Consider the following 24648-nt stretch of genomic DNA (forward strand, 5'->3'; position numbering starts at 1 on the left):
TGTCGAGCGCACGCGGATCATGCACATGCACCTCAACGCCCTGGGCCCAGAGCGCCTCAAGCAATTTGAGCGCAGGCGCATTGTTGATGCGCGAGGTTTCCGGCTTGAACGCCCCACAGTGCCACCTTGCGGCCGCGCAGGTCGGTGCCGTAATGACGCCACAGCTTGCGAAACAGCACCTCTTTCTGGCGCTCGTTGATATTCAGCACCTCATCAAGCAACTGCGCCGCCAGACCACTGCCTTCGAGGGTCGAGGCCAGGCTCATTACATCGCGGGAAAAACTCAGCCCGCCGAAGCCGCAACCGGGATACAGGTAGGCATCACCAATCCGCCGGTCAGCACCCATGCCCTGGCGCACCTGTTCGATATCCACATCCAGGCTGTCGGCTAGATTGGCCATGTCGTTCATGTAGCTCAAACGCGTGGCGAGCATGCCGGTGATCGCCAGTTTGGTGAACTCCGCCTCACGCGGGCGCATCGGCATGATGGCGTCGCGGCGGCGGTTGAATGGCCGCAGCAGCTCGGTTACCAGTTGGCGGGCCCAGTCGGCATCAGCGCCCAGCAGCCAGCTGTCGGCACGCATGAAGCTTTGCAGCGCATTACCCTCGATCAGCAGATCCGGCAGGCTGACCACCGCCCCCGGCTGCGTCGGCGGCGTATCGCAGTCGAGCAGGGTTTGTTGCAGCAACTCGCTGCTGCCCACCGCAAAGGTGGACTGGTTCACCACCAGCCAGCGCCGCGTGCAGCGCTCCGGCAACGCAGCGATCAGCGAAAGAGCCTCGGGCATGCTGTCCGGGTTCAACGCCAGCCAGATCACCGCGGACGGCTGCGGCGGTGCGGCGAGCGGCGCGAGCATCAGTCTGCCGCCTTGCATCTGCTCAGCCATCAGGTCTGCCAGCCCAGCCTCCCGAAAGGGGCACTCGCCACGCTGCAACTGCTCGGCATGCGGACCGGCCGGCAGATGCAACTGCACCTGGTTACCGGTCGAAGCCAGCGCCGTTGCGCTGACCAGGGCGCACAGCGTGTCACCGTAAACATCAACCTGCATGGTGCCTGTCCTCAGCCCGCGCGCTTACTGCGCATAGCGGGCCAGCAATCCCTTGAAATCCTGCCCCAACACCGGATGCTCCAGCCCGTAGGCCAGTGTCGCTTCCAGATAACCCAGCTTGCTGCCGCAGTCGAACGAGCGGCCACGCATGCGATAGGCCTCTGCCCCGGTCTGCTGCATCAATGCCGCAATCGCATCGGTCAGCTGAATCTCGCCGCCGGCGCCCGGCTTTGTTGCTGCCAGCAGCTGGAAGATCTCACCCGGCAGCACATAGCGGCCCACAATCGCCAGATTGGAGGGTGCCGCCTCGCGGGCGGGCTTTTCCACCACCTGCTGCATCAGCGCCTGCTTGCCCTGATGCAACTGCGCGCCACCCAGATCAACCACACCGTACTGATGCACCTGCTCCCACGGCACCGGCTCAACCATCACCTGCGCCTTGCCAGTGGCGACAAAACGCTCGGTCATCGCCTGCAAGTCAGACACCGCCCCCGCCTGGGCCACCAGCACATCCGGCAGCAACACCGCAAAGGGCTGATCGCCCACCACCGAACGCGCACAGGCCACCGCGTGCCCCAGACCCAGCGCACGGCCCTGACGCACCGCCGTAACCTTCAGCTCCGGCGGCGCAATCTCGCGCAGCACCTGCAGCAGGGCGTCCTTACCGCGCCGTGCCAGCTCGGCCTCAAGCTCGTAGTTGACGTCAAAGTGATCTTCAATGGCCTTCTTGCTGGCGTGGGTCACCAGCACAATCTCGTTGATGCCCGCCGCCAGCGCTTCCTCAACCACATACTGCACCACGGGCTTGTCCACCACGGTGACCATTTCCTTCGGAATCGCTTTGCTGGCCGGCAAAAACCGCGTGCCCAGCCCCGCTACGGGTAAAACAGCCTTGGTAACCTTCACGGCAACTCCTGATTATTCAAGTTCATTCATCCTGTGGGGGGCGCAACGCAGACTAGCACGCAGCCACAACCGGGCACGGCATGCCGTGTCCCTACGAGTCGACGGCGGCATTACCCACCTGCGGTGCTTCGCACACATTGCCCACGCACCAAACACACTGCACCCGTAGGGACGCGGCATGCCGCGTCCGCACAAAAACTCATAACCCAACCAAGCAAGATTGGCACCACCCCAACGGGATCAAGGCGGTAGCAATGAACGCCAACCCCTCTAAAACGGCAATCCAGGAACGATCAACGGTGCCCTGCTTGCGCCAGAACGTGCTCGATCACTGCACAGGTTTTGTTCATCTCCGCCTCGGTCAGCGTCGGGTGCACCAGAAACATCAGACTGGTCTCACCCAGCTCACGCGCCACCGGCAAACGCTCCGCCGGCCGCCAGCCGGTATCGTCAAACGCCTTTTCCAGATACACCTCGGAACAGGATCCCTGAAAACAGGGCACGCCCTCGGCCACAATCGCCTCGATAATACGGTCACGCGTCCAACCAGCAGCCAGCTTATCCGGCACCACCTGAACGTAACACTTGTAATGGGCGTGCACACAATCGGCGGGGAATGCCGGTACGCGCACAACATCAAATGCGCGGCAGGTATTCCAGATACGCTCCGCATTGCGCGTGCGCGCCGCCGTCCAGTCGGCCATGCGCCGCAGCTGAATTCGCCCGATCACCGCCTGCAGTTCGGTCATGCGCCAGTTGGTGCCAAAGCTCTCGTGCAGCCAGCGGAACCCCGGCGGATGCTCGCGTTCATATACCGCCTCCCAGCTCTTGCCGTGATCCTTGTAAGACCACATGCGCGACCACAGTTCGCGGTCGTTGGTCGTCACCATGCCGCCTTCACCCCCGGTGGTCATGATCTTGTCCTGACAGAACGACCACGCGCCCACATGCCCAATAGAGCCAACCGAACGCCCCTTGTAGCGGGCACCGTGCGCCTGCGCACAATCCTCAATCACGACGAGACCGTGCTTGGCCGCCAACGCCATGATCGGGTCCATATCGCAGGGCCAACCCGCCAAATGCACACAGATGATGGCTCTGGTGCTCTCGCTCAGTACTGCGGCAATGGTCTCGGCAGTGATGTTCTGCGAGTCACGGTCCACATCCGCAAACACCGGCACGGCACCTGCCGTCACAATGCTCGAAGCGGACGCCAAAAAGGTACGCGGCGTAACAATCACCTCATCACCCGGCCCGATACCCAGCCCTTTCAGCGCAAGGTCCAGCGCCTGCGTGCCATTGGACAGCGCAATGGCGTGATTGCAGTCGGCCCAGGCCGCAAACTCCTTCTCAAACTCGCGCCCCTCCTGCCCGGTCCAATAATTGACCTTGTTGGACAAGAGCACCGCCTGCAGCGCGTCGGCTTCTTCTGAGGTGAACGACGGCCAGGGAGAAAACGGGGTGTTAAGCATCAATAAAAGCCCTTAAAAGACAGACCACACAGCACTTGCTGTATGGCGACATAACATTCAGCGGGGTCGTGCAGGAACGCCAACAAGGGTCACGGCATCGGCAGTATCAGCAACGACAGCAGCACCAGCGCCAACAACGACATCACTGCCAATCCGAACCAGTTGTCGAACACTGGCACCAATACCTATCCAGCTGCGCTCTGCAACAACAACGCCACCTGCTAGATTGGCACCCGGGCTGATATGCACGCCATCGCCCAGCACGCAGTCGTGGTCGACGGTGGCACCCGTGTTAATGATGACGCCCTTGCCTAGTTCACTGTCGGCGTTAATCACCGCGCCGGCGAACACAACCGAGCCCAAGCCAATGCGCGCATAACGGCTGACCTGAGCCGAAGGGTGTTGCAAAACAGGCAACTGCGCCCCGGCATCGAGCAACTGTTGCAGTTTGGTCAAACGAATACCGTTGTTGCCAATCCCCACAACCACGCCCTGAAACTGCGAAAGGGTCTCTATAAGCTCATTGGTGCCACCGATAACAGGCCAATGACCGTTAACCTTCAGCTCCGGCCAGCGATCATCAAAGAAGCTAACCTGCTCCCAACCACAGAGTTCGGCACAATCGGCAATTACCTTTCCGTGGCCGCTGGCACCCAGCACAGCAAGGTGTTTCACGAGTCGCTCCCGGTGAACTTCGACATGGTGGCCTCTCCTTCCGCACTGATGCCATCACGCACCAGTACCTTTTTTACGGTAAGAAACAACACCATGATATCCAACCAGAGCGAACGGTTATCCACGTACCAAACGTCCAGCTTGAACTTGTCTTCCCAGCTCAGCGTGTTACGACCATTCACCTGGGCCCAACCGGTAACACCCGGCCGCACCTCATGCCGTCGAGCCTGCTCAGGCGAGTACAACGGCAAATATTCCATCAACAAAGGGCGCGGCCCCACCAGACTCATATCGCCCTTAAGCACATTCCACAACTCGGGCAACTCATCCAGACTGGAAGAACGCAAAAACTGCCCAAAGGGCGTTAAGCGCTCGGAATCAGGCAGCGGGTTGCCTGATGCGTCCATGGCGTCTTTCATGGTGCGAAACTTGATCATCTCGAACGGCTTGCCATTCAAGCCGGGGCGCACCTGTCGAAATAACACTGGCGAGCCCATCTTGCGGCTGATTTGCCAAGCGACAAAAACGATCACAGGTGCCAGCACAAGCAAAGCGCACCCAGCCGCAACAATATCGAATGCGCGCTTGATCATTGAATCCCCATTTCTTTAAGCATGACAGCGTTCACTTTGTGCACATCGTACTTCTCTTCCGCGATTTCACGCGAACGCTTACCCATTCGAACGGCCAGATCAGGGTCTTCAATGAATCGCGTCATAGCATCGACCAACGCGTCCACTGACTTCACAGGCACAAGAAACCCGTTTTCACCATCAATAACCGTCTCGCGGCAACCTGGTGCATCGGTTGTGATGATGGCCCGACCCATTGCCATAGCTTCAAGTACGGTGCGCGGGGTTCCCTCTCGGTAGGAGGGCAAGACATAGACGCAAGTATCGGCAATCGCAGGACGTACGTCACTCAGCCAACCGCTATAGTCAATGGCACCATTCGCAATCCAACCATCAAGCTCAGTTCGGGTAATCGAGTCGGGGTTAGGGTCGATATCTCCGACTAAGCGGAACTGAGCATTGGGGTAACGGAGCTTTAATACAGCAGCGGCTCGAACATATTCACGAATGCCCTTATCACCCAGAAGACGAGCGATCAGTAGAAAGCTTGGTGCATCTTGTGGCAAAGGAGCGACCTCGAAGATGGCCGTATCAATACCGGAACCGTTAACCACCTTGGTTGAAACTGTGATGGGCACAAGGCCCATAGTCCGGAATAGCTCTTCATCATCAGGATTTTGAAAGTACACAAGCTCGGAATGCTTCAACGCCAGACGGTACAATTCCCTTGCAATCTTCTGCACCAACTTCCTCTTACCGGCGGCTTGACCAGTAAACGCGTAACCGAGTCCGGTGATCAGCGCAAAACGCCTGGGAACACCTGCCAGCCAAGCCCCTATGGTGCCGTAGATAACAGGCTTGATGGTATACCCTAGCGCCAAATCCGGTTTGATCTCACGCAGCTTGCGCATATAGACCCAAAGCGTTGAAAAATCTCTTAACGGATTCACCCCGGCACGATGCAAAGGCACATCATGGAGCACCACCCCCCACTCCGTAAGGCGCCTCCGGGTGGGCTCGTCTGACGTCAGTTCCGGGGCAAATGCATGCACTTCCAGGCCTGCATCACAAAGCGCCTTGACCAAAGGCCCGCGAAAGTTAATTAAAGAGCTGGCAAGGCCGGCCATAATGGCTATGCGTCTGGGGTGGTGCCTCATTGCAACCGCTCGCTCGACACATACCACGGCATCGCCCTAGCAATACCTTCCATGATGGCAAATTCGGGGACATAACCAAGCTGCGCTTCAGCCTTGGAAACGTCTGCCTGGGAATGACGAACATCGCCAGCACGAAAATCCCGATAAACCGGTGAGCGGATGTAAGGCTTGCCATTTGCGGCTAAGGCAGCACTCAGCGCGTGGAACAGGTCGTTTAATGTGGTGCGATCGCCTACAGCCACGTTATAGACTTCGTTCTTTGCCTTCTCATCGGCTGCAGCAGCCAAGAGGTTGGCCTGCACCGCGTTATCGACGAAACAAAAATCTCGGCTAGTTTCACCATCGCCGTTGATAAACACGTCTTCACCTTTAATCATGGCCGCAGCCCATTTTGGAATGACGGCAGCATAGGCGCCATTCGGGTCCTGACGCGGGCCGAATACGTTGAAATAACGCAGGCCAATACAGTTGAACCCGTAGGACTTGGCAAACACTTCTGCATACAACTCATTTACATATTTGGTAACTGCGTATGGCGACAATGGCTTGCCAATATTCTCTTCCACCTTGGGCAACGCAGGGTGATCGCCATACGTCGAACTGCTGGCCGCGTATGTGAAGCTACTCACGCCGGCATCCCTTCCGGCTACCAACATATTCAAAAAACCATCGATATTGGTGGCATTGGTAGCAACAGGATCATCAATAGAGCGTGGAACCGAGCCAAGTGCAGCCTGGTGCAATATGTAATCAACATCTTCACAAGCCCTGCGGCAATCCTCCAGATCACGAATATCGCCTTCAATGAACCTGAAACGCCGCCACTGATCGGGTGAGACTAAGCGACGAACCTCGTCGAGGTTCTGCTGGTAACCTGTCGCAAAGTTGTCCAGACCTACGACTCGCTGGTTCAGCTTAAGCAGGGTTTCAAGGAGATTGGAGCCGATGAACCCCGCAACGCCGGTTACAAGCCAAGTTTTGGGCTGCGACGATAGAACAGCACAGAGCTTTTGATATGCAGTCATGGTCACAATCTCAAATCACTTTCGTCGGCGGAGAACAGGTACTTCAGGTCGTACAAAATATGATTGCTTTTGCCCAGCGCTCGAATTGCGTCGACACCCATAGCTTTGAATTGCTGGTGGCTCACGGCGAGAATAATAGCGTCATAACTACCGGCTTCTGGCTCACTTACCGGAATAATTCCGTACTCATGCTGTGCCTCAGCGGAATCCACCCAAGGATCATAGACAACGGGCACTGCGCCGTAATCTTCCAACTCAGAAACAATATCGACTACACGGGTATTGCGCAGATCAGGACAGTTTTCCTTAAAGGTTAACCCCATCACAAGAACTTTGGCGCCAGCAACACCAATCGACGCCTTAACCATCGCTTTAACTAATTGGCTAACGACATACTCTCCCATGCCGTCATTGATACGCCGCCCAGCGAGGATCATCTCAGGATGATAACCAATCGCTTGCGCCTTGTGCGTTAAATAATAAGGATCTACCCCAATGCAGTGGCCACCAACCAAACCCGGACGAAACGGTAAGAAATTCCACTTAGTACCAGCTGCCTCGAGTACTGCCTGAGTATCAATACCCATCTTGTTAAAGATAAGCGCCAACTCATTAACCAGAGCAATGTTGACATCACGCTGAGTGTTTTCAATCACCTTGGCCGCCTCAGCAACCTTAATCGAAGGCGCCTTGTGTGTACCCACCTGAATAATCTCTCGATAGAGCTTGTCAACCAGCTCAGCAACTTCAGGCGTTGAGCCAGAGGTTACCTTAACAATGTTGTGCACACGGTGTTCTTTGTCCCCTGGGTTGATACGTTCAGGACTGTAGCCTACGAAAAAATCCTTATTAAACTTTAAGCCAGATACCCGCTCCAGCACTGGCACACAGACTTCTTCAGTTGCACCGGGATAAACCGTTGACTCGTAAATAACTATATCACCATTCTTGAGTACACTCCCGAGGCTCTCACTAGCATTAACAAGGGGGGTTAAGTCAGGTGTTTTGAAATTGTCGATCGGTGTCGGCACGGTAACAATGAAAACCGTACACTTTGCAAGGTCGCTCAATTCATCAGTAAACGTCAAATATCGCGCCAAAGAAAACTCGAACGAAGTGACCTCCTGAGTTCGATCACGCCCCTTCTTTAGCTCCGCAATACGGTTCCGATTAATATCAAAACCCACTACAGGGCGCTTACTTCCAAAAGCAACTGCAAGAGGCAAACCAACATAACCCATACCAATAACTGCCACGTCACCCCCAACACCATCCGAAAGAAGCATCATATAACCTCCAAAACAACAAAACCTTAAAGTATATAAAAAACAAATTCAAGGCCAACATGACCCAACAAGAACATATAGAAGAAAAACAAGCAACACATGCGCACGGACAGAGTAAGTCCGAAACATATAAAGAAAAAAAACAAAACACTCAACACTTTTTAAACATAAATCTTGATGAGCAATAAAAAACAAGCATATGAAGAAAAAAGGTAATAATCATAGTTCTAGTCTCACCAACATAGAACGTGTAAGCAGCTGCATTTGCAAAATAAAACTTCAATGCATTATTACCTTCATCTCCATAAGCCTTGAAAACAAAACCAGAAAATTTACCAATAAACCTGTAAAAAATACCAGATACAAAAACCCCAAAATAGCCCAGCTGAACATAACCAAATGCGAGATAGCCCGGAGGCACAATAGATTCACGAGCACCTAAAAAAACCTCGGTATTGTAATACGTCAACGAATCACCTAAATCGACACCAAACACACGAAAATAAAACAACCCCCCCTGCAGATAATCATAAAAGTACCGAAAGCCCACAAGCTCTATCAAATCATCAACAAAGAGAAGCGACATTAAAGGGTGTCCAAAATTGCTAAGCACAACATCATACGTCAACCCCGAGCGATAATATGCGAAGATATCCGGAATCTCCCTATTTATCGCAATGCTAGCAATTACCATCTTCATATTAACCAATAGTGGCACGAGCAAGGGAAAAACCACAAACGCCACAAGTAAGAAATAACGAACCCTGACCCTGGCGTAGTGAACAAATAAAAGAGAGAAAAAAACCAAAACCCCAGCCCTACCAGTTGCCGCAGAAAAAACACTAATCAGCATAAGAAGAGCGATAATAAGGACAATCCAATTCTTTTTCGCTGCAGTAGCAGCAAAAAAGACACTAAAACTCAATGCACCAAAAACAATACCCAACAAAAACTCCAGCCTACTACCCTCTAATGCACCTTGCCTAATCAAATATCCTTGTTCAGCTCGATCACTGTCTAAAATTCCTACCATAAGGCCAAACACAACCACTACAAATAAAAACCAAAACCCTCGACCAACCCGCATCCGTGGTCTAACAAGTGAAATATCAGAAGATATAGCCGGCTCACTTTGAAGCCTTACAAACTTTTGGATAGACACGAGCCTAAGCATATCGACAACCAGGAAGCCGAAAACAAAAAAAGTAAATGACCAAAAAACCCTTTGATAGTCCAGACTCCCCAAAAGCTTATTAAGATAATAAGATCCAGCTCCACTCTCAACTATATAAAGTGGATAAACAAAGAAAATACAAATATAAAAAACAGCAAAAAGAACAAACAAGGAATCAAAGCTTTGCTTGCGAAAATTATATAGAAAAACCAAAACCAGGAATATTAGCAACACCGCCCACATACATAATTCCGCCCGTATCTTTTCGTTCAACCCAACAAATTATACAAATAAATTAAATCACACCATAAATAGAAAGCCAAACATCTACCACGCTTTCAACATTGAAGCACTTAATTATTCTTTCCCTAGACATCCGCCCTTTTAATGCAGCATCAGTATCACTCAATAACAGAGCCTTAGACATAGAGGTGGACAACTGATAGCTACGCCTTGGCTGAACAAGATATTCGAAGTCCAAAAGAAACTCCTTGGCTCCACCTGCATCGGTGGATACAACAATCCTCTCACAAGCCATTGCCTCACCAACTACAAGTGGGAGTCCCTCCCAAGCCGATGAGAGTACAAAAACATCTGCAGATGAAAGCAGCTCAGGAATATCTGTCCGAACCCCAAGCAGTGTCACCTTGTCACCCAAACAATATTTTTTTATATCCTGCTCAACAATTCCTCTAAGCTCACCATCCCCAACAATTAATAGATGGCAATTGTCATTCACCTCGCAAACCAAAGAGAATGCCTTCAGCAGATTAGGATAATCTTTAGCTGCATGAAACCGGCCTATACTTATAAACACCTTATGTGAGTCAATACCTAACTCAGCCCTAATACGTCCCCTAGCGCTTAAATCAAACTTAAAGCGATTAGTATCGATCCCGTTGTGCACAACCCTCATGCGACCAATATGTGCAGCTCCTTTCCTCTCGAAGGACCGTACTGCCTCTTGACTAACGTTCGTAAACTCGTCAGCAAATTTGTCTGTCAAACGGTACATTAACATTCGTGAAATGCCGCCCTCATCGACACTATGAGCGGTGCAAACTAGGCGTGGCACATCGCAAAAGAACCGAGCAAGTCGAGATAGCATGTTTGCATGATACATATGACTATGAACTACGTCAGGCTTAATTCTGTGCACCAAACCGAGCATTCTGCGAAAAGCTTTTATCATGCCCAATACGGATTTACTACCGCCTAACCAGATGACATCCACTTGATCAGACTTAGGCTGGACTATCATTGGCTTAAGAATGTATGCGATTGTAATGCTGTGCCCTCGCGAACTGAGCGCGTCAGATAGATTTACCACTTGGCTTTCCGCGCCACCCATCCCAAGACCAGTTATCACAAAGAGAATTTTCATACACCCCACTAAATTAGCTTTTCAGAAAAGCGTTAAAAAGCATAAAAGCCACTGAAGATACAGATCTTAAGAATTCAAATTTTGCCGCAACAAAAACATATAAAAAAGATAACCAAGAAACCACGACTAAAAATCAAAGCAACCCCAAAAAACACTATGAACTAACCAACTTCAAATACAGAAAGACAAGTGCGCCAGGGAAAACCTAAAGAAGGCGACGTATCGAATGCAACCATTTAATCAAAAAGACCGATCGAAAAGCGGATAAAATTATCGCAACCCTATAAGTTAAAGATATTTTTCGCTCTCCAATCAAACTCAAATCGCTTATTTCAAAAATATTAATTCCATTCTTTGCAAACTGATATATTGCGAAAGCCCTTTGCCTCGCCAACAAAAAATCTAATACTCGCTTTGGTAAAACATTAGCGTATAGATCAACAATTTTCGAAACCACAGCAACAGACTGCTCAATAGTCTGGGGAGTCATATTCATCGTGGCTGAACCGCTACTCAGTCTGTATACATAAACAGACTCGTCCAAACAACCTAAACGAAGATTTCCGCCCCTTAACATCTTTGCGAGAAGCAGCTTATCTTCCATATAATTAATGCCAGATTCAAACCGCACACCCTTATAACATGATCTCCTTATTAGCTTATTACATAACGACGCGTGATACCTACCAAGCAGCAACCCCTCTAAGAACTCTGACGCCAAAAAACTAGAGTCAACACCTATATATTTTCTTCGGCCTCTATACAGAACCGTATAACCACCTATTACAATATCAGAATCCATCGCCAACGCAGCATGAACAAGCTTTGAAATAGCGCTCCTTGGCAAAATATCATCGGCATCTGCGTGAATTATGTACTCGCCATTTGCCGCATCTACACCTACTTGACGCGCAGAAGCAACACCACCGTTATCCTTTCTTATAACCTGCCTGTTAATACCAGCATCCACAAATCTCTTTGCAACAAAGGAATAGAGTTCGTCTGAGCCGTCATCAACTAGCACAACCTCAAGATTTTTATAGTCTTGGCTGGCTAGGCTATCAAGAAGCTCATCAAAGTACGCCCCTGGATTAAAAAATGGCACTACAATAGAGACAAGGGGCAGGCGACTTTTTTCCACCATAGACCCCCTCACATCATCCCTATAAACCAAAGATAGATTGCCAGACAGAAACAGACCTTAGCCTTCAGATAGACTTTCATAAAGAAACCTTTCTGATTGTTTACGCGCTAAATCAAGATTATTATTTACAGCCTTATAATCAATTGGGACATCCACAACCGCCTGTATTTCTTCCTTAGAAAAGCAGGTAACCAATCTGCCAGACAAACCAAGTTGATTCGCCAAAGAATAAAACCTCGAGGCACCACGACCAGAGTTAACCAACGCCACAAACGGTTTATTGAAAATAATTGAAAAAACCATCCCATGAAAAGAATCAGTAACGACAAAGTCTGCCTCTAAAAACCCCTTAACCCATCCTTTGACGGAGGGCATCACATAATCACTAATATTCGAAGATTTTAGTTGCGCCATACTACTATTTGCCTGATTTCTGTAAACAGGCAAACACAGCAACTCTGAGACGTGATCAACAACCTGACTCTTCCACGACAACTGATCCAGAATATAAGTATAAACACCTTTACTTTCTAAAACCTGCTTACCTATGAGCATTCTCTGATAATTTTCTTTATCCAACAAGAGAGTTGGGTCAAGCACATGACTGGCGCACACACCCAGATGCTGCTCACATAATTCCACACCTGCTAATTCACGCACTCCAATTACATCGAACTTCTTCACCAAAGCCATGCATCGTTCAGTCTGGGTTGGAGAAAACTCCCAATCATCAACCCCAAAAGATGCTGCATAAGCCAAACGCTTAATATTGCTATCGCTTAAGAAATCGAGAAAAAAATTATAGATATTTGGTGAGTATTTAGGCCGCCATGTTTGATCGCTACCCACAATCACTGCATCATACTGCTCACGACTGAAATGGCACCTTAGGTCTGCAGTAGAAAATAATGGTTCGGACAAAACAATATTTTTCTCAATGAAATTCCGAGTATTAAACAAAATCTCTGGCATATAGCGCTCGAAATTCAAAGGTACACTCCAACGCCCTACTGCCTTTTTAACCGCGCGCTTACTCATTCGAACAAGGTTGTAAATTCTCCCTTTACGGTCATGCCGTCGATCTATTGTTACCGGAGCATGTCCAGCGGCCTCTAACACCTGCTGCAGAGCCCATGCCTGCATTATTCCGCCATAGTTACGTCCAAGCGGCTGGGTCATAATGGCAATCTTCATGACTTACCTTTTAAAATTTTTTTAACTGTGGCAATGCGTTTTCTACCAAGTACTTTTCGAGCCAGCTGCCTTGCCTTTCCGTCTGCGCTAACCTCTAACTGGTGCATAACCTGTAGCGCTCTACTTTCTTCATCACTATCAGTAAAAACCTCAAATAACATTGGCCGACCTGTTAACACAGGATCGAGAAATCGCTGATAACAGGCTTCAAATTCTTCTTTATTGCTCGCAGTCAGATATTCAAACCCCAGATTTTCAGCGAAATCTCTAACAAGACTTTTTGACTTATTTCCATAGTGCCCCGCCGCAGCTACAAATTCGTCACCATCTTCCCCAAAGTGAGACGCATGATGATTGTACAAGCGGAACTCTATGCCTTTGCCGTTATTGACCAAAAGAATACGAAGGTTATTTGGCGTGTGACGGTTACCAATGGCGTTAAGATCATAGAAAAAGGCTAGATCCCCAATCACTCCAAAGTAGAGCTTCTTGGCGTCAGCCAGTGAAGCGCCCAATAGAGTAGATACACCACCATCAATCCCGAACCCCCCTACGTTGGAGAAGGAGGAAACTGTGTCAGGGAGCTGGAAGAAATTCCAGGTTCTCAGGCTGTTAAGGATGCCGAAGTGAATGGCCGATCCGGAGGGGATCCTCGCCGCCATTTTTGAGGCTAGCCAGACATTTGAAAACGGCAACTCTGGAATTTTTTGCCGTACAGTGTTTAGAAATGACTCACATTGCCGATAATATGAATCAGTGCCCGCCTGGTTACTTTTATCTGCGTAGTGCTGAAAAAAAGACGATTCAGGCATTTCGAATACATAGCGCAGCCGACGGAATGTGTCTCTTATCTCGCCGTCCGGGCTAATACGCCATACTTCTTTTCCGGCCATCCCAAGCAAGGGATAGTCTCCGGTGATCTCGCCAATATGCAGTGTTATATCCGGCTTAAGCTCTGCCTTGCTGTGCAGTTCTTGAGCAGCTGCGAGTGAAAACTGTAGCCGCCCCTTACCTTTGTAGCCACTGGTATGATCACCGAAAACAACTGCGTTGTAGTGTTCGCAAAATTCCTCCAGCGCCTTTGTTTCTTCAGCAGTCCAGTTCTTGTGCGCGCCTATCATCACCGCTACACGCTTGTTGGCGTCAAGACCTGGCAGTGCACTGGTCAACGTGAACCGATTAATCACTCGGCACTGCAAGCTTTCCTTTTCAGTGAAAGGCAGCGCGTATGTCGTCGGCAGCTCGATGTGTGCGGGCCCGCCTCCATGCCGACTCAGTTCAAGAATTGCCTTGTTAACATTAATTTCGCATTCCCACTGATCTTCCTCATCCTTGACTATCGGGAGGCGCACACTCAACCTCGCAACATCAGCCTGAATGCGGCTGCGATCAACAACTTGAGCCACATGGTGGCCAACGCGCGCGATAGGCTGCATCGAGGTGATAGCCAAGACTGGGAGCTTTCGATAAAAGGCTTCAGTCATGCCTGGGACATAGTTTCTTGATGCGGTTGCACCGGTACAACTGATCACTACGGGCTCTCCAGTTTCCGCCGCAAGGCCGCAAGCCATGTATGCAGCAGATCGCTCATCTACTGCGGAAAAAACCTTGAAAGATGGATCATTCTGGATGCTACCTACGAACGCAGAGTTAGTAGTCCCAGGTGACGCTATTACAAAACGTATCCCGTGGGCTTTCAGCAGTGAAATAACGATCAGTGCATTTTTTTCAGTTGTTGAATAAAATTTCATCTAGCTATCAGCCTTCCAACCTTTGGCAGGATTCTAAACAAGTTATAAATAATCTGCTGTTTCAGCTTGTCAGGCTCTGTTAAACGTGCCCATTGATTTACAGCTCTATCTTTGAGGGCTTCTTCCCGCCAATTCAGCGTCTTGAAGGCGTAAGATTGACCTTGAAGAAAGCGTTCAAGGCACTGAGCAAGACCGGCTTGTGGAGCAATAAAACCCCTTGTATTTACAAATCCACCAATCTTTTTATTGTCAAATATTCGATCATATAACCTGTCATATACAACCTGATATTTGCCGCTTCTCCAAGTTAGAAACTGACCTAACTCTTGCTCAACAAGTGTTGCGTTGACACCCTGCTGATGCAGAATCCGCATATAGATTTCAGATATTTCGTTCCAGGCCAGGTCTTGATCAGCTGTGATATGGAACGCCTCTCCGAGAGCGTCCTCATTTCCTATCAACGAGGCCATGACTCTGGAAACGTCCTCACCTGAAGTTAGCGTGGTGCGTTTCGCCTGGATATCTTTAGCAGTAACTATCGTGCGCCCCTGAAGCGCACGATAGAGCCACTCCTCTTTTTCAAGAACACCTAGTTGCAATCGCTCATCATCATAGGTGATATAGGGACGTATAATTGTCCAGTTCTTTTTACCGCTTTTGAAAAGCAGGTCTTCTTGCCTGGCCTTTGCTAGAGCGTATTCATCTGTTTTCAGATAATCGGTGTCAGTCGTAACATCAAGCAACCGCGGTGACGACTCTGTTATCGGCTCATCTGATTCGGCGTATACGCGTGCAGAACTCAGAAAAACGTATTGACGCGTCGAGTCTAGGTAATATTTATAACGCTGATTAAACTCAGAAGAGCCATACACCATGAAATCAACTATCGCATCCCAGCTCTGGCTCAGCAGGCTTGCCGTAAAAGCCTGATCCCTGGCGTTGCCTTTGAGATACTGTACGTTACCGTCATCACCTGAACGGGTTCGTGATGTCACAAATACCTGATTACCTTTTGCGTCAAGCATGCGCACAAGATGCCGCCCCATAGCACCTGTACCGCCGAGTATTAAAACTTTCATCTATGCCCACCGTATCTTTGAGACTTTATTAACGAGGACGCCTAACACTTTTTTTCGCCAAAATTTATCTAAACCTAGAAAATACATAGCCAGCACTGAAAAAGTCATTGAAAAGATCACGGTTAGCGCCGACTTGAGGAGGCTTTCCGTTGCAAAATAAAAAAGGGCATAACTTATACCCGCTGAAATCACGAGCACAGCCAGCACCGGCATTACCACCTTCTGATAGAACCCCTTCACAGACAGCCGCGTTAAGCGGTGAACCAGAAGCAAGCGGATTTTGAACATCAGCAGATTTGCAAGTATCGCAACATAGAAGACGGACTCTGCCGCGTAGCCAAGGCTCAACACCCACCACGACATAAAAAATATCGCTATCTGAATGCTGCCGAGCACCGTTTCATACAGCGCCATTCGCCCAGGAGCCCGAGCTGCGGTAGCCAGCGGCATGCTCAGCGCCATAATCAGCGATTCGACAATCGCCAGCCGGGTAAACAAAACCGCTTCTGGCGGCGGCGTCTCCAACCAGATACGAAGAATAGTTTCCATCTCCAGCATGATAGGCAGAGCAAACATCCACATGAGGAAGAATGTCAGCTTGGAACCATTAAAGACCAAACCTGCCATTTCATCCCTTTGATTTGCGGCGTAGCTTTTGATGATCGGCGGATAAAGGCCGGTATTGAGGTTGTTGGAGAAAACGGCGACCTGACCAGCAACGCTAAGGGCAATTGCTCGCGCAGCCACGGTAGCCGGGTTGAACATTTGGTTCACCAGCACCGTCACCGCCTGATTGCGAAACACGGTGCTGATCTGTCCCAGCAGTGTCCACGCTGTGAAGCTCCAGATTTCTTTGAGCAGACGGCTGCTCCAGTAGAGCTTACGTAGCTGGCACTCCGCGTAGCGTTTAAGACAAATTGCCACATAGGCGCAAGCGATCACGACCGAAACAGCAAGCAACGCAATGCCGTAGTACACCAGCAGGTCATAGCTGACATAAGCCAAGGATATTGCCGCTGCAAGCTTCAGAACAGCATCCACCACTGAAATCATGGCATACAGATGCATGTCTTCATGCGCAATCAAAATGGCGATGAATGGCGCGGTAAAAATAGAGAATACAAAGGACAGTGACGCGTAATGATATAGCGCCAATGCAGCACTGGCGCGCTCATCGGGCATTTTCAGATGCTCGCCGACGTACCAGAGCCCTACCGTCTGAAGCAACGTGTAAGCGAGGAGCGCGATCGCGATGTACATGACGAGGTTCACGCTGAATGTCTGCTGCAGGCGTTCCGGGTCCTGTTTCCCCATGGCAAAAGCGAAAAATCGCTGCGTCGCACTCGCCATGCTGCCGGGCAGGAATGCCAACAAAGTGACGAATCCGGTAACCACACTGTAAATACCGTAATCCTCCACACCCAACTCGATCAGAATCACCCGCATCGAGTAAAGCGTGATGAGGATGATAATTATCTGGCGCAGATAAAGCGCCAAGGTGTTTTTGAAGATTTTTTTATGTGACATGCAGCCCCGCGCTCAAGATCACTAAAACAAGCTAGCTATTATTCATAGGTGTTGCCACCACTTACTCCACCGTGACCGACTTGGCCAGATTACGGGGCTTGTCCACGTCCGTGCCCTTGATCAGGGCAACATGGTAGCTAAGGAGTTGTAACGGAATGGTGTACAGAATCGGAGAAACCGTTTCGTACACCCAGGGCATGGCGATATGGGTGATGCCTTCGCCGTCATCAAGCACGGCGCGTTCGCAGGCGAAGTTGATCAATTGCCCGCCGCGGGCGCGGACTTCCTGCAGGTTGGACTTGAGCTTATCCAGCAGGCTGTCGCTGGGGGCGACGCTGACGACGGGCATGTCGTCGTCGACCAGGGCCAGCGGGCCGTGTTTCAGTTCGCCGGCGGCGTAGGCTTCTGCGTGAATGTAGGAAATTTCCTTGAGCTTGAGCGCCCCTTCCATCGCGATGGGGTAATGCGGCCCGCGGCCCAGGAACAAGGCGTGGTGCTTTGCCTGAAACTGCTTTGCCAGCTCGGCAATCGCCGGGGCCAGCTCCAGTGTGTCGCTGATGCGGGCCGGCAGGCTGCGCAGGGCGCGCACATTGGCGGCGATGATTTCAGGGGCGCGCTCACGCACCTGGGCCAAGGCGGTGGTCAGCCACAGCAATGCGGTGAGTTGGGTGGTAAACGCCTTGGTGGAGGCCACACCAATTTCAGGGCCGGCATGGGTCAGCAGCCGCCAGTCTGCCTCACGCACCAGGGAGCTGCCCGGCACGTTGCAAATCGCCAGGGTGCCAAGATATTGCTGCTCGCGGGCATAGCGCAACGCGGCCAGGGTATCGGCCGTTTCTCCGGATTGGGAGATGGCGATCAACAGGGTGCCCTCGGGCACACAGACCTGACGGTAACGGTATTCGCTGGCGACCTCGACCTGACAGGGCAGGCCCGTCTGCTCTTCTATCCAGTAGCGGGCAACCATACCGGCGTGGTAGCTGGTGCCGCAGGCGACGATGTGAATATTGCGGATCAGCGGCAGCTGGCTTTCAGCCCCGGGGCCCAGGGCGGCGGTCAAGACATGATCATCGGCGAGCAGGCCATCCAGCGTGTCGGCGATGGCGGCGGGCTGCTCAAAGATTTCCTTGAGCATAAAGTGCTGATACTCGCCCTTATCCATGCTCAGGGCCGCGTGCTGGTATTGCTGCACAGCGTGCTGGACCAGCTGGTTCTGCCTGTTCCAGATCTGGCAGTCGTCGCGGGTCAGCCGGGCGTGTTCGCCTTCATCCAGATAGATGAAGCGGTCGGTCACCTGCAGCAGGGCCAGAGGGTCGGAGCCGATGTAATGCTCGCCGCTGCCGACGCCGATGACCAACGGGCTGCCCATGCGGGCGCAATACAGGGTGTCGGGTTCATCCTGATGGATGATGCCGAGGGCGAAGGCGCCGCGCAGTTCGGCCAGCGTGCAACGCAGAGCGCTGAGCATGTTCTGCTGACGGCCGTAGTGGTGAGCCAGCAGGTGGGCGACCACTTCGGTGTCGGTCTCGGAGGTGAATACGTAGCCAAGTTCCTGCAGCTGCAGGCGCAACGGGTGGTGATTCTCGATGATACCGTTGTGGACGATAGCCAGGCGGTCGGAACAATGCGGGTGGGCGTTCTGCTCACTGGCCTTGCCGTGGGTTGCCCAGCGGGTATGGGCGATGCCCAGTTGGCCCGTGAGCGGTTGCCGGGCGAGCCGTTGCTCAAGCTCGGCGACCTTGCCGGTGGAGCGGGCACGATTCACCGCTCCGGCCGCATCCAGCGCGGCAATGCCGGCCGAGTCGTAACCGCGATACTCCAGCCGCCGCAACCCTTCCAGCAGAACCGGGGTCAGGTCACGCGTGGCGATGCCACCAACAATTCCGCACATACCGTCAATCTTCCTTTGCAAGACTCGTGTCCCGTCACGAGGGGCAGTCGATTGCCGTTCGAGCAAAGCGCAACCGCATGGTTCAGCACTGATTATCCACTTGCACAAACAAACGCTGAAAACCGCGATTGGCTCACATCTTCAGGATCATCCTGATGTCGCCTGAACACGTCTGGCATGCGTCTCGAAGCAGCTCAACAGATGGCTTATTGCCACCAGCTTTTGACGAGAGGCGGGATCATAACCAGTGAGTCAAAGATGATGCAAGCAACATTTTGACGCTGGTTTGCGCCGGGATTCTAACAGCCAAAACGTATGTTCGGGCAATAATACAAATGGATTATCGAGAATGATTCGCACGCAGTGTACGACGAATGGTTGAGGGGCTGTCGTTGCGGAGGGGGCGGCCACGACATGTCGTGGCCCTACGACGGGCGGTGGATGTTTTTCTGCGACGCCGTGATGTGTCTCGCACCAGCCGCAGGGACGCGAGATGTCGCGTCCGTGGTGGCGGTGCTGGCGGGCACGACATGTCGTGGCCCTACATTCGGGTTGGGTGCATATTGGGCACAGCACGCTGTGCCGTGACAAAGGGCGGTGCGCGGGATGATTCTCTGCGACGCCGTGATGTGTCTCGCACCAGCCGCAGGGACGCGAGATGTCGCGTTCGGGGTGGCGGTGGCCACGACATGTCGTGGCCCTACAGTCGGGTTGGGTGCACATTGGGCACAGCACGCTGTGCCGCGACAAAGGGCGGTGCGCGGGATGGTTTTCTGCGACGCACCGACGTATCTGGCACGAGCCGTAGGGACGCGACATGTCGCGTCCGTGGTGGCTGACCCAGGGTCAGTCTGCAATCACAACGTTCAGCGACCGGTCCTGCGCTTTGGCATCAGCCCGCAGCTGCGCAGCCAATTCGGCTTTGGCTGCTGCGTCTCCGTGAACCAGACGCACTTCCCGCGGCGCAACCGGAATGTCGCGCACAAAGGCTATCAGCCCGGCCTGATCGGCGTGGGCGGAATAGCCTCCCAGTGAATGAACACCGGCGCGGATGGTGTAACGCTGACCGTCGAGTTCAACATACCCACCGGCGGGGCCGTATTGCTGGATGGCATGTCCGGGTGTGCCTTTGGCCTGGTAGCCGACAAACACGACGTTGTGCCGTACATCACCCAGCATGGCCTTGAGGTAATTGACCACCCGGCCGGCATTGCACATGCCGCTGCCGGTAATCACCACGGCCGGCTGGCGGGTGCTGACCAGCCGGTTAAGCATCCGCTGGTGCTGGGCATGAGTCTGCACCTTAAGCAGTTGATCAAAGCCGAGCGGTCGCCGGCCGGCGGCAAGACGTGCCTGCCCTTCTGCGTTCCAGCTCTGGCGCAGCTCGCGGTACAGGGCGGTAAAACGCCCGGCCAGCGGCGCATCCAGAATGACGGGGATATGCTGCCACTCGGGGTTGTCATGCATGATGCCTTCGAGTTCATAGAGCAGCTCCTGCGTACGGCCAATGCTGAAGGCCGGCACGATCACGGTACCGCCATCGGCCAGCGCCTGTTCCAGCACCCGCTGCAGGCGGGCACGCCGGGTGGCGCGATCTTCGTGCAGACGGTCGCCGTAGGTGCTTTCCAGTATCAGCAAATCGGCGCGCTCGGGTGGCTGGGGCGGTTCGAGCAGGGGTGCGCCGGCGGCACCAAGATCGCCGGAGAAGACCACACGTTGGCTGCGCTGTTCCGGCGGATAGTCGATATCGATTTCAACATAGGCCGACCCGAGAATATGCCCGGCCGGTTGGAAGCGCACCCGACAGATTAGGTCGCCACGGGTGATGAGGCTGACCCACTGCCCGTAGGTGTGCCCCTGGAGTAACGCGGAGACGACGGCGACATAACGCGAGGCCAGCGCAGCATCCGGGCGCACGCCTACCCGGAAGGCATCCTCAAGCACGGCAGGCAGCAGCAATGCCGATGCCTCGGTGGCATGAACAGCCCGATCAAAGCCGGCTGCCAGCAACCAGGGCAAGCGCCCCACGTGATCGACATGGACATGGGTGAGCAGCAGGGCATGAACCGAGTCGAGGGGGAACTCGATGGCGAGCTGGTCCTGCCCGGCACCGGCGCCGGAGGTCTCGGCGCCCTGGAATAGCCCGCAGTCGATCAGCAGGCTGTCGGCGGGTGTCATCCACAGTTGGTGGCAGGACCCGGTCACGCCGTTGACCGCGCCATGGTGCTGCACCCGCGGATAGGGGTGTTGGTTCATCAGCAAATTCCTTTTGCCTGGTTGTTAGTATGCTGTTGCCGCAATCCGGCGGCGTATTGCAAGCCCCGGATCATAAACGGATATGCCGGGCGATTCGGCGAACCCGGTCACGACGTGTGGCGAGCCTTGAGGACGCAGGTAGTGTCGGTGATTGGCATGATGCGGTTTGATGTGTAACCCATGTGCCCGGTTAGTACCCGGGGTCGCTGGATCCCCGCCTTCGCGGGGATGAGAGGAAAAGATGGGAGTGACGGGGTGAGCTAGATCAGCACATCCAGCTCGTCCTGATCGATCAGGCCGCTCAGTTCACTGAGCTTTGCCCGTTCGGCGGAGCGGCTGTTGAGTTTGGCGACGGCGGCTTCTGGCAGGTCGGTGATGCGAATGACGCCACGCTGCAACAGGACTTCGATCAGGTCTTCCAGCACCCGGATCATATCGGCATCGCTGCCTTGAAGACGTTGCAGGCTTTCCTTCATCGAGCGGCCCTGCTGCCACTCCATCAGTTCCCTTGCGTCATCGGCCAGCCATTCGGAGAAGCCGTTGCCGGCCTCGCTGGAAATCGCGCTGATTGCGCCATCGGTGTCACGCTTGACGTACATGCACTCCCCTTCTGCCGGAGGCTGGATTGATACAGCGACTATAGAACAAGGGCCGACACCGGTCGTCACCCGATGTCGGCCCCTGGCCCTTGCTTTTACTGACGCTTAGACAATCAGGCTCGGATCCGGGCCTGCCAGCATGCTGTTGATATCAGACACGCTGAGCCCCTTGACCAGAATCACCTGATCCGCACCGCTGGCAATATCGCCTGTAGTGCTGATATTGAGCTGGGCACTAGCCACGCCATAAACCGAGACGCTGGAGACCTGCAGATAGTCAGCAATTTCAGAGGGAGTGATATCGCCCAGCAGCGAACTGAGGTCAAGCACGTCGGTCCCGAGGGAGAAGTCCATGACCATGTCGACTGCCGGGGTGCCAACCGCGCCGGCATCACCGCTCTGCCAGACGAAGGTGTCAGAGCCGAGGCCGCCGTAGAGGATGTCATTGCCCTGACCACCGATCAGCACGTCGTCGCCGGCACCGGCCATCAGCAGGTCGTTACCAGCACCAGCAGTGATGGTATCGGCCCCACCTTCGGTGGTGGTCTGGTCATAGAAGTCCAGCGGGTTGGCCCGCAGCAGCGCGATGACTTCTTCGGTGCTGGGCGCATGGCCGAGGGTGTCAGTCAGGTAATCGACAACACCCTGATAGCCCATACCGGCGTAGTCGGTACCCAGGCTGTCCGAGCTGACGGTGTCGCCATAGATGATGTCATCACCGGCTGTGCCGACCAGGGTGTCATCACCAACCTTCGGTACCACGGTCACGCTGCTGTCCAGAGCCAGCTCCAGATCCTCTGCGGTATCGACGTTTTGAACCTCGCCGACCGGCCCTCTGATCCGCGACCCATCGATCCAAACCGAGTCATTGCCTGTGTTATTGGTGTTGTCGAAGAAGCGGAGGTAGTCCGTATTACTGCCGTCACCAATGCCAATGGCATTGACCTTGACGCTGTAGGACTGCCCCACCAGCGAGGCCATGGCGCTTACTGCATCAGCCAGATCCCAGTACTGAGTGCTGTTGCCACTGCCGCCATCGGTCGGGTTACCGCTGCTGTTCAGATGGAATGTCGGGTTACCATCGGTCAGGAACAGCGCCAGGTTTTCAAAGTCAGGCGTACCGGGGGTCTGGGTATCGAACCAGCTCTTGGCTGCGCGCAGCACAGCCTCGTAGTTGGTGCCGCCCATATCGGTAGAGCCCGAGTAAGCTGCCAGACCGGAAATTGCCAGCAGCAAAGCATTGAGCTGAGCCGGGCTGTTCAGTGAGTAGCTGGTTTCCTGGCCGACATCGCCACCGAAGGTGATCAGCCGGACGTTCACCACACCACCATGCGAGCCGAGGTCGTTGACCAGTTTGGTGAGCGATTCTTTCATCAACTCCAGTCGGCTCTTGCCCTCGGTACCGGAGTCATCAGTCATGCTCGCAGACAGGTCAACCATCAGGGCAATGTTGTAGTCATCTGGCACAACGACGCTGTAAGAGCCTTCAACATCACCGATGATAATGTCGTTGCCGCGCCCGGCGTTGAGGGTGTCATCTTCGGCGGTACCAACAATCAGCTGGTCAATCGCTGGTGAATTCACGTCGACGCTGAACTGGGCATCGTCGGTGTCGCCATCGGCATCGACGATCTCGACCCCGAAGTCCAGATGGGTATCTTCCGGCAGCAACGCGGTTTCGATATCCATCGAGGTCAGACGAATCTCATCACCCAGGGTGCTGTCAAAGCCACCTTGGTGCTTGATGGTGACGCCATAGAAACCATCGATATTCAGATCATCGGCACTGATCAGAATCGTCGGTGAGGTGTCGGTCAGCGCGATGTCATTCAACGTGGCGATCACGTCACCGTTTTCATCCAGCACATCGATGCTGATTTTGGCGTCATCGCCGCCGCCATTAAAGTTGAACGTCAGGATGGCTGAGTCGACCAGTTTGGTCGCGTCCGCCGCCGGCAGGGTTGAAGTACCGGTGGCGTCAAAGAACGCCAGCGTCAGTGTTTCGCCAATTGAGAACAGGTTGTTGTCGGAGCCAATGCCCTGATTGCCCCAGTTCACCTCGTCGGTGCTGCCGTTCTTGGTCGCGGTGAAGCGAATATCGGTCGCCCCATCATAGTTATTGATAACCTGAGACGCCCACAGCGTAGGAGCGATACCCCCGTTGACACTGGTAAATACCACGCCTTCCGAGCCGGTTGGCTTGGGGGTGACCAGATTAAATTGGTAAGTACCATCCACCTTCATGAACAGGGTGAAGTAAGTGTAGCTGTCGGTACCGTCGGCATAACTGACGGTTAGCAACTCACCCTGATACTCGCCGGCGTTGTAGACGTCTTCGCGCACTGCAGTGAATGCCTCACCCAGGCCAGCAGCATCGAAGCTCAGATTGATGCCGCTTTCCAGGTCGGATGCAACATCCGACAGGCCATCGGCACCACCGCTATAAGACCAGTTGCCGACGGTAACACCAGCCTCATTCGAGGTAGTCATATCGTCTACTACAGAGA

The 24648-nt window shown here is 53.1% G+C and carries 20 protein-coding genes; all 20 read right to left on the reverse strand.

Annotated features, from left to right (window positions below):
* Positions 1-64: hypothetical protein (locus ACN0V1_RS20355; protein ID WP_417546735.1), on the reverse strand; the 64-nt coding region annotated here is incomplete at its 3' end.
* Positions 57-1049 (reverse strand): hypothetical protein, encoded by a 993-nt coding sequence (locus ACN0V1_RS20360; protein ID WP_417546717.1) that lies wholly within the window; start codon positions 1047-1049, stop codon positions 57-59. The genes ACN0V1_RS20360 and ACN0V1_RS20355, both read right to left, overlap by 8 nt.
* Before the next feature lie 24 nt (positions 1050-1073).
* Positions 1074-1955: a UTP--glucose-1-phosphate uridylyltransferase GalU gene (gene galU, locus ACN0V1_RS20365; RefSeq protein WP_417546718.1), complete on the reverse strand. Its 882-nt coding sequence runs from the start codon at positions 1953-1955 to the stop codon at positions 1074-1076.
* Between the two features lie 293 nt (positions 1956-2248).
* Positions 2249-3427, reverse strand: coding sequence for a DegT/DnrJ/EryC1/StrS family aminotransferase (locus tag ACN0V1_RS20370; RefSeq protein ID WP_417546719.1), 1179 nt, complete (start codon positions 3425-3427; stop codon positions 2249-2251).
* A gap of 57 nt (positions 3428-3484) precedes the next feature.
* Complete coding sequence (locus ACN0V1_RS20375; RefSeq protein ID WP_417546720.1) at positions 3485-4102, reverse strand: acetyltransferase; 618 nt, start codon at positions 4100-4102, stop codon at positions 3485-3487.
* Complete coding sequence (locus ACN0V1_RS20380) at positions 4099-4695, reverse strand: sugar transferase (protein ID WP_417546721.1); 597 nt, start codon at positions 4693-4695, stop codon at positions 4099-4101. Before ACN0V1_RS20380 ends, ACN0V1_RS20375 begins: the two co-directional genes overlap by 4 nt.
* Positions 4692-5831, reverse strand: a complete 1140-nt coding sequence (locus ACN0V1_RS20385) for a glycosyltransferase family 4 protein (RefSeq protein WP_417546722.1) — start codon at positions 5829-5831, stop codon at positions 4692-4694. The genes ACN0V1_RS20380 and ACN0V1_RS20385 overlap by 4 nt, the downstream gene beginning before the upstream one ends.
* Positions 5828-6856, reverse strand: a complete 1029-nt coding sequence (locus ACN0V1_RS20390) for an NAD-dependent epimerase/dehydratase family protein (protein WP_417546723.1) — start codon at positions 6854-6856, stop codon at positions 5828-5830. Before ACN0V1_RS20390 ends, ACN0V1_RS20385 begins: the two co-directional genes overlap by 4 nt.
* Positions 6857-6858: 2 nt before the next feature.
* Positions 6859-8145: a Vi polysaccharide biosynthesis UDP-N-acetylglucosamine C-6 dehydrogenase TviB gene (gene tviB / locus ACN0V1_RS20395; protein ID WP_417546724.1), complete on the reverse strand. Its 1287-nt coding sequence runs from the start codon at positions 8143-8145 to the stop codon at positions 6859-6861.
* Between the two features lie 148 nt (positions 8146-8293).
* Positions 8294-9559, reverse strand: a complete 1266-nt coding sequence (locus tag ACN0V1_RS20400) for a hypothetical protein (RefSeq protein WP_417546725.1) — start codon at positions 9557-9559, stop codon at positions 8294-8296.
* Positions 9560-9611: 52 nt separating this feature from the next.
* Positions 9612-10700: a glycosyltransferase gene (locus ACN0V1_RS20405; protein ID WP_417546726.1), complete on the reverse strand. Its 1089-nt coding sequence runs from the start codon at positions 10698-10700 to the stop codon at positions 9612-9614.
* Between the two features lie 205 nt (positions 10701-10905).
* Positions 10906-11844, reverse strand: a complete 939-nt coding sequence (locus ACN0V1_RS20410; protein WP_417546727.1) for a glycosyltransferase family 2 protein — start codon at positions 11842-11844, stop codon at positions 10906-10908.
* A 57-nt stretch (positions 11845-11901) separates the two neighbouring features.
* Positions 11902-13038: a polysaccharide pyruvyl transferase family protein gene (locus ACN0V1_RS20415; protein WP_417546728.1), complete on the reverse strand. Its 1137-nt coding sequence runs from the start codon at positions 13036-13038 to the stop codon at positions 11902-11904.
* Positions 13035-14789 carry a thiamine pyrophosphate-binding protein gene (locus ACN0V1_RS20420; RefSeq protein ID WP_417546729.1) on the reverse strand — a complete coding sequence of 585 codons (1755 nt, stop codon included), beginning with the start codon at positions 14787-14789 and terminating at the stop codon, positions 13035-13037. Before ACN0V1_RS20420 ends, ACN0V1_RS20415 begins: the two co-directional genes overlap by 4 nt.
* Positions 14786-15868: an NAD-dependent epimerase/dehydratase family protein gene (locus ACN0V1_RS20425; RefSeq protein WP_417546730.1), complete on the reverse strand. Its 1083-nt coding sequence runs from the start codon at positions 15866-15868 to the stop codon at positions 14786-14788. The genes ACN0V1_RS20420 and ACN0V1_RS20425 overlap by 4 nt, the downstream gene beginning before the upstream one ends.
* Complete coding sequence (locus ACN0V1_RS20430; protein WP_417546731.1) at positions 15869-17395, reverse strand: lipopolysaccharide biosynthesis protein; 1527 nt, start codon at positions 17393-17395, stop codon at positions 15869-15871.
* A gap of 61 nt (positions 17396-17456) precedes the next feature.
* Positions 17457-19286 carry a glutamine--fructose-6-phosphate transaminase (isomerizing) gene (gene glmS, locus ACN0V1_RS20435; RefSeq protein WP_417546732.1) on the reverse strand — a complete coding sequence of 610 codons (1830 nt, stop codon included), beginning with the start codon at positions 19284-19286 and terminating at the stop codon, positions 17457-17459.
* An 846-nt stretch (positions 19287-20132) separates the two neighbouring features.
* A complete protein-coding gene (locus ACN0V1_RS20440; RefSeq protein ID WP_417546733.1) occupies positions 20133-21491 on the reverse strand; it encodes an MBL fold metallo-hydrolase RNA specificity domain-containing protein in 1359 nt (452 codons plus the stop codon).
* Between the two features lie 311 nt (positions 21492-21802).
* The gene (locus tag ACN0V1_RS20445) at positions 21803-22141 is read right to left on the reverse strand and encodes a tryptophan synthase subunit beta (RefSeq protein ID WP_088278102.1); all 339 of its coding nucleotides are present in this window, start codon (positions 22139-22141) and stop codon (positions 21803-21805) included.
* 105 nt (positions 22142-22246) lie between these two features.
* Positions 22247-24648 (reverse strand): VWA domain-containing protein (locus ACN0V1_RS20450; RefSeq protein WP_417546734.1); only part of this gene is annotated, 2402 nt, incomplete at its 5' end.

This window comes from Marinobacter sp., assembly GCF_048266785.1.
GTDB lineage: Bacteria > Pseudomonadota > Gammaproteobacteria > Pseudomonadales > Oleiphilaceae > Marinobacter.

What these genes read in the sequence shown, in the direction of transcription:
- ACN0V1_RS20360 (WP_417546717.1), bottom strand. Translation starts at nt 1,049, where the DNA reads ATGCAGGTTGATGTTTACGGTGACACGCTGTGCGCCCTGGTCAGCGCA.
- ACN0V1_RS20370 (WP_417546719.1), bottom strand. Translation starts at nt 3,427, where the DNA reads ATGCTTAACACCCCGTTTTCTCCCTGGCCGTCGTTCACCTCAGAAGAA.
- ACN0V1_RS20380 (WP_417546721.1), bottom strand. Translation starts at nt 4,695, where the DNA reads ATGATCAAGCGCGCATTCGATATTGTTGCGGCTGGGTGCGCTTTGCTT.
- ACN0V1_RS20385 (WP_417546722.1), bottom strand. Translation starts at nt 5,831, where the DNA reads ATGAGGCACCACCCCAGACGCATAGCCATTATGGCCGGCCTTGCCAGC.
- ACN0V1_RS20390 (WP_417546723.1), bottom strand. Translation starts at nt 6,856, where the DNA reads ATGACTGCATATCAAAAGCTCTGTGCTGTTCTATCGTCGCAGCCCAAA.
- tviB (WP_417546724.1), bottom strand. Translation starts at nt 8,145, where the DNA reads ATGATGCTTCTTTCGGATGGTGTTGGGGGTGACGTGGCAGTTATTGGT.
- ACN0V1_RS20400 (WP_417546725.1), bottom strand. Translation starts at nt 9,559, where the DNA reads ATGTGGGCGGTGTTGCTAATATTCCTGGTTTTGGTTTTTCTATATAAT.
- ACN0V1_RS20405 (WP_417546726.1), bottom strand. Translation starts at nt 10,700, where the DNA reads ATGAAAATTCTCTTTGTGATAACTGGTCTTGGGATGGGTGGCGCGGAA.
- ACN0V1_RS20410 (WP_417546727.1), bottom strand. Translation starts at nt 11,844, where the DNA reads ATGGTGGAAAAAAGTCGCCTGCCCCTTGTCTCTATTGTAGTGCCATTT.
- ACN0V1_RS20415 (WP_417546728.1), bottom strand. Translation starts at nt 13,038, where the DNA reads ATGAAGATTGCCATTATGACCCAGCCGCTTGGACGTAACTATGGCGGA.
- ACN0V1_RS20420 (WP_417546729.1), bottom strand. Translation starts at nt 14,789, where the DNA reads ATGAAATTTTATTCAACAACTGAAAAAAATGCACTGATCGTTATTTCA.
- ACN0V1_RS20425 (WP_417546730.1), bottom strand. Translation starts at nt 15,868, where the DNA reads ATGAAAGTTTTAATACTCGGCGGTACAGGTGCTATGGGGCGGCATCTT.
- ACN0V1_RS20430 (WP_417546731.1), bottom strand. Translation starts at nt 17,395, where the DNA reads ATGTCACATAAAAAAATCTTCAAAAACACCTTGGCGCTTTATCTGCGC.
- glmS (WP_417546732.1), bottom strand. Translation starts at nt 19,286, where the DNA reads ATGTGCGGAATTGTTGGTGGCATCGCCACGCGTGACCTGACCCCGGTT.
- ACN0V1_RS20445 (WP_088278102.1), bottom strand. Translation starts at nt 22,141, where the DNA reads ATGTACGTCAAGCGTGACACCGATGGCGCAATCAGCGCGATTTCCAGC.